Annotated in this window: 5 protein-coding genes; all 5 read right to left on the bottom strand. The window is 73.4% G+C overall.

The features are described from left to right. Positions 1–36: 36 nt before the first annotated feature. Positions 37–186, bottom strand: a complete 150-nt coding sequence (locus tag ACWGPE_RS18435; protein ID WP_231430013.1) for a hypothetical protein — start codon at positions 184–186, stop codon at positions 37–39. A gap of 35 nt (positions 187–221) precedes the next feature. Next, a complete protein-coding gene (gene lysS, locus ACWGPE_RS18430; protein WP_231430012.1) occupies positions 222–1,739 on the bottom strand; it encodes a lysine--tRNA ligase in 1,518 nt (505 codons plus the stop codon). Positions 1,740–1,825: 86 nt separating this feature from the next. Further along, complete coding sequence (gene panC, locus ACWGPE_RS18425) at positions 1,826–2,701, bottom strand: pantoate--beta-alanine ligase (protein WP_308191625.1); 876 nt, start codon at positions 2,699–2,701, stop codon at positions 1,826–1,828. Beyond that, positions 2,698–3,450 (bottom strand): Rossmann-like and DUF2520 domain-containing protein, encoded by a 753-nt coding sequence (locus ACWGPE_RS18420; protein ID WP_231430011.1) that lies wholly within the window; start codon positions 3,448–3,450, stop codon positions 2,698–2,700. The genes panC and ACWGPE_RS18420 overlap by 4 nt, the downstream gene beginning before the upstream one ends. Continuing rightward, positions 3,440–4,622: PH domain-containing protein (locus ACWGPE_RS18415; RefSeq protein ID WP_452049229.1), on the bottom strand; the 1,183-nt coding region annotated here is incomplete at its 5' end. The genes ACWGPE_RS18415 and ACWGPE_RS18420, both read right to left, overlap by 11 nt.

Below are 4,622 nucleotides of genomic sequence, written 5' to 3'. Positions count from 1 at the left end.
TGACCGACGTCGCGGCGCCGCCCCGCGCCGACCCGGTCAACCCGGGGTGAGCAGTCCCCACACGCCCGAACCCACGAGGTAGAGCCCGACCGCGGCGACGACGACCCAGATCACGACGCGCGCCCTCGAGGGCGGCTCGCGATCGGGCTTCTCGCCGTTCGGCCGGTCGTCGGGTCGGTCGTTCATGCGAGGCATCCGTTCAGAGGGGGCGGGGGTACGTGCTACTTGACGAGCGGGAAGAGGATCGTCTCGCGGATGCCGAGGCCGGTGACGGCCATGAGCAGCCGGTCGATGCCCATGCCCATGCCGCCCGACGGCGGCATGCCGAACTCGAGCGCCCGCAGGAACTCCTCGTCGAGGCGCATCGCCTCGGGGTCGCCGCCGGCGGCGAGCTTGGCCTGGGCCACGAAGCGGTCGCGCTGGATGACCGGGTCGACGAGCTCGGAGTACCCCGTCGCGAGCTCGAAGCCGCGGATGTAGAGGTCCCACTTCTCGACGACGCCCGCGATGTCGCGGTGGCCGCGCACGAGCGGCGACGTGTCCTCGGGGAAGTCCATGACGAAGGTCGGCCGCTCGAGGCCGCCCTTGATGTGGTGCTCCCAGAGCTCTTCGACGTACTTGCCGGGGATCGGGTGGTCGATCTCGATGCCGGCCTCGTCGGCGAGCTCCTTCAGGCGCGACATCGGCGTCTCGGGCGTGATCTCCTCGCCGACCGCCTGCGAGAGCGAGCCGTACATCGAGATGCGGTCCCAGTCGCCGCCGAGGTCGTACTCGGTGCCGTCGGCCCAGGTCACGACGTGCGAGCCCGACACCGCGGCTGCGGCGTCCTGGATCAGCTTCTGGGTGAGGTCGGCGATCGTGTTGTAGTCGCCGTACGCCTCGTAGGCCTCGAGCATCGCGAACTCGGGCGAGTGCGTCGAGTCGGCGCCCTCGTTGCGGAAGTTGCGGTTGATCTCGTACACCCGCTCGATGCCGCCGACGACGGCGCGCTTGAGGTACAGCTCGGGCGCGATGCGCAGGTACAGCTCGGTGTCGAACGCGTTCGAGTGCGTGACGAACGGACGGGCGGAGGCGCCGCCGTGCATGACCTGCAGCATCGGGGTCTCGACCTCGATGAAGCCGAGGCTCGTGAAGGTCTGCCGCAGGCTCGCGTTCACCTTCGCGCGGTCGATCACGTTGCGGCGGGCCTGCTCGCGGGCGATGAGGTCGAGGTAGCGCGAGCGCACCCGCGTCTCTTCGTTGAGCTCGTTGTGCAGGTTCGGCAGCGGCAGGATCGCCTTCGCCGCGATGCGCCACTCCTTCACCATGATCGAGAGCTCGCCGCGGCGGCTCGTGATGACCTCGCCCGAGACGAACACGTGGTCGCCGAGGTCGACGAGCTCCTTCCACGCGGCGAGCGACTCCTCGCCGACCTCGCCGAGCGAGACCATCGCCTGGATGCGGCTGCCGTCGCCCGACTGCAGGGCGGCGAAGCAGAGCTTGCCGGTGTTGCGCAGGTGCACGACGCGACCTGCGAGCCCGACCGTCTCACCCGACGCCTCGTCGACGCCGAGGCCGACGAAGCGGTCGCGCACCTCGGGGATGGTCGCCGTGATCGGCAGGCGCACCGGGTAGGCCCCGCCGCCGAGACCGGATGCCTCGGCGATGAGCCGCTCGCGCTTGGCGAGCCGCACGGCCTTCTGCTCACTGATCTCGTCGGCAGTGGGTTCGGCGGTCTGGTTCGGCGTCTCGTCGGCCATCGTTCTCTCTCGTCGCGCGGGCAGTGCCTGCCGCAGCAGGATCCGGGTGCGTGCTCAAGCCTACTTGCCGCCCGCAGGCGGCCCGATCAGCCGAGTTCGATCAGCCGGTTGTCGATCAGGCGGGTCGCGCCGACCCTCGCCGCGACGAGCGCGAGCGCCGGCCCCGAGGCATCCGTCGCCACCGGCAGGAACGTCGCAGGGTCGACGATCACGAAGTAGTCGAGCTCGGCGCCGTCGTGGTCGCCGAACGCGGCCACCGCCTCGGCGAGCGCCTCGTCGACCCCGTCGGCCGCCGAGTCGGCGGCCGCGGCGAGCGCCTCGGAGAGCACGAGCGCGGTGCGCCGCTCGTCTTCGTCGAGGAAGCGGTTGCGACTCGAGAGCGCGAGACCGTCGCCCTCGCGGACCGTCGGCACGACCTCGATCGCGACGGGCAGGTCGAGGTCGCGCACCATCCGGCGCACGAGGAACACCTGCTGCGCGTCCTTCTGGCCGAACACCGCGACGTCGGGGGCGACGATGTGGAAGAGCTTCTGCACGACCGTGAGCATGCCGTCGAAGTGCCCCGGGCGCGAAGCGCCCTCGTACAGCGCCCCGACCTCGCCCGCGACGACTCGCGTCGAGCTCGGCCCGTCGGGATACATCTCGGCCGCCGTCGGCGCGAACACGACCTCGACCTCGAGGCCGGAGAGGGCCGCGACGTCGGCGTCGAGCGTGCGCGGGTAGCGGTCGAGGTCCTCGCCCGGCCCGAACTGCAGCGGGTTGACGAAGATCGAGACGACGACGACGTCGGCGAGCTCGCGCGCGCGGGCGACGAGTGCCAGGTGGCCGTCGTGCAGCGCGCCCATCGTCGGCACGAAGGCGATGGTCGCCCCGCCCCGCCGCTCGTCGGCGATGAGGGCGCGCAGTTCGGCGATCGTCGGGACCACGCGCGTGCCCTCGGGTCGGGCGTCGATCGCGCTCACGCGCCACCTCCCAGCGGCCGGTCGAATCCGGCCCCGTCGATCGTACCGTCGGGCAACGGCCCGCGGTCGTGGCGGGCGAGGGCGTTCTCGACGGCGCTCCGCGCGAGCGCGGCGAGGACGGCGCCGGGACGCGGCACCCCGATCGCGTCGAGCTGCGTGCTCGCCTGGTCGACGATCGCGCTCGAGAACGACACGACGGTGTCGACCGCGTCGCCGTATGCGGCCCGATCGGCCTCGGCGACGATGAACGGCTCACCGCCCATCTCGACGACGAGGGCCTGCCCGATCGGCAGCACGGGCGACGGCGCGGTGACGGCGAACCACGTGCCGGGCAGCCGGGCGAGGTCGATGCTCGTGCCCGTGAACGTCATCGCCGGGTGCACCGCGAGCGGGATCGCCCCGGCGCGGCGGGCCGGCTCGAGCACACTCGTGCCGAACCCCGCCGAGGTGTGCAGCACGAGCTGCCCGGGCTGCCAGACGCCCGCGTCGGCGAGCCCCGCCACGAGACCCTCGAGCTCGTCGTCGGGCAACGCGAGCAGGACGAGCTCGCTGCGCTCGACGATGACCGGCACCTCGAGCACCGGCACGCCGGGCAGCATCACGGCGGCACGCTCGCGGCTCTCGTCCGAGACGGCGGCGACGCCGGTCAGGGCGTGCCCGGCGCCGCCGAGCGCGGCGGCGAGCACGGCGCCGACGCGGCCGGCGCCGATCGTGCCGACCCCGAGTCGTCCTGCACGTTCAGCCGGCATCGGGAGCTCCTCCGGGCAGGGCACCCCAGTGGTGCGTCGTATCGCTCGCGGCGCGGGCGACGGCCTCGTCGGCGAGCCGTTCGAAGAGCACGCTCGCCTCGTCGCGGTCGACGACCGGCAGCACGGCGCTGACGGGGCCGGTGACCGTGTGCAGGCGCAGGGCCGACAACCGCAGCGTGCGATCGATCGGCCCCGCCGACACCGCGACCGACTGCATGCGGGCGAGCGGCACGAGCGTGAGGCTGCGCACGAGCGCGCCCCGGCGGATGAGCGCGACCCCGTCGGCCGCGGCCCAGCCGATGCGGCGCCACGAGAACGGCCGCAACCACGCGGCGCGCCGCGGGGTCGACGAGAAGCCCGCGCCCGCCCCGCGCCCGGTGAGGCCGGCGCCGACGAGCGGGTCGACCTCGGCCGCGGCATCCGGCAGCAGCAGGGCGAGCACGCGGTGCACGTCGGCGACGGTGCCGACCGGCAGCACCGTCGTGCGCTGCGCCGCCTCGTTCGAGTTCGCGACGGAGTGACCGGCCACGTTGATGCGGATCGACCACCAGCCGAACGGACGCCAGAACACCCACTGCGTCGCCTCGATCGCGTGGATGCGGCCGGGCGGGATCGTCTGGTTGCCGGTCGACAGCAGGCCGTGGCCGATGCGGACACCGTCGGGGGTGCCGGCGATCGAGTAGCGCAGCGACTTCGTGATGCGCGACCACATGTAGCTCACGAGACCGATCGCCGCGGGCACGAAGCTGAACAGCACCCACGTCTGCCCGGTCGAGACCCCGACGGCGATGATCGCGATGAGGATCGCCGCCCAGATCGTCGAGCCGCCGAGCACGGTCGAACCGATCACGCGCGGGATCGGCAGGTGCACGACCGACTCGGGCGGGGCGAGGTCGGGGTCGAGCTCGGGCGCGAGGAACTCGTCGACCCGCTGGTTGACGAGGGCTCCGGCGCGGGCGCCGACGGCCTGGCGGGCAGGGCCGGCGGGCGCCGCGCCCGGTTCGACGGTGCCGGGGGCTGCGGGTGCCCCGTCGCCCGTGCCGTCGGGTCGGGCGCCGGTTCCGGCCGGCGCGACGACCGCGTCGATCGTGGCGGCTGCCGCGGCGGTCGCGGCGGCCGCCGGTGCCGCCTGGCTCGGCGCGGTCGCTTCGCGGGCGGCGGCGGCGTCGGCC

Source organism: Agromyces sp. NPDC055658 (assembly GCF_053618155.1).
The sequence above is the reverse complement of the archived record's forward strand: the minus strand, read 5'-3'. Positions and strand labels throughout refer to the sequence as shown.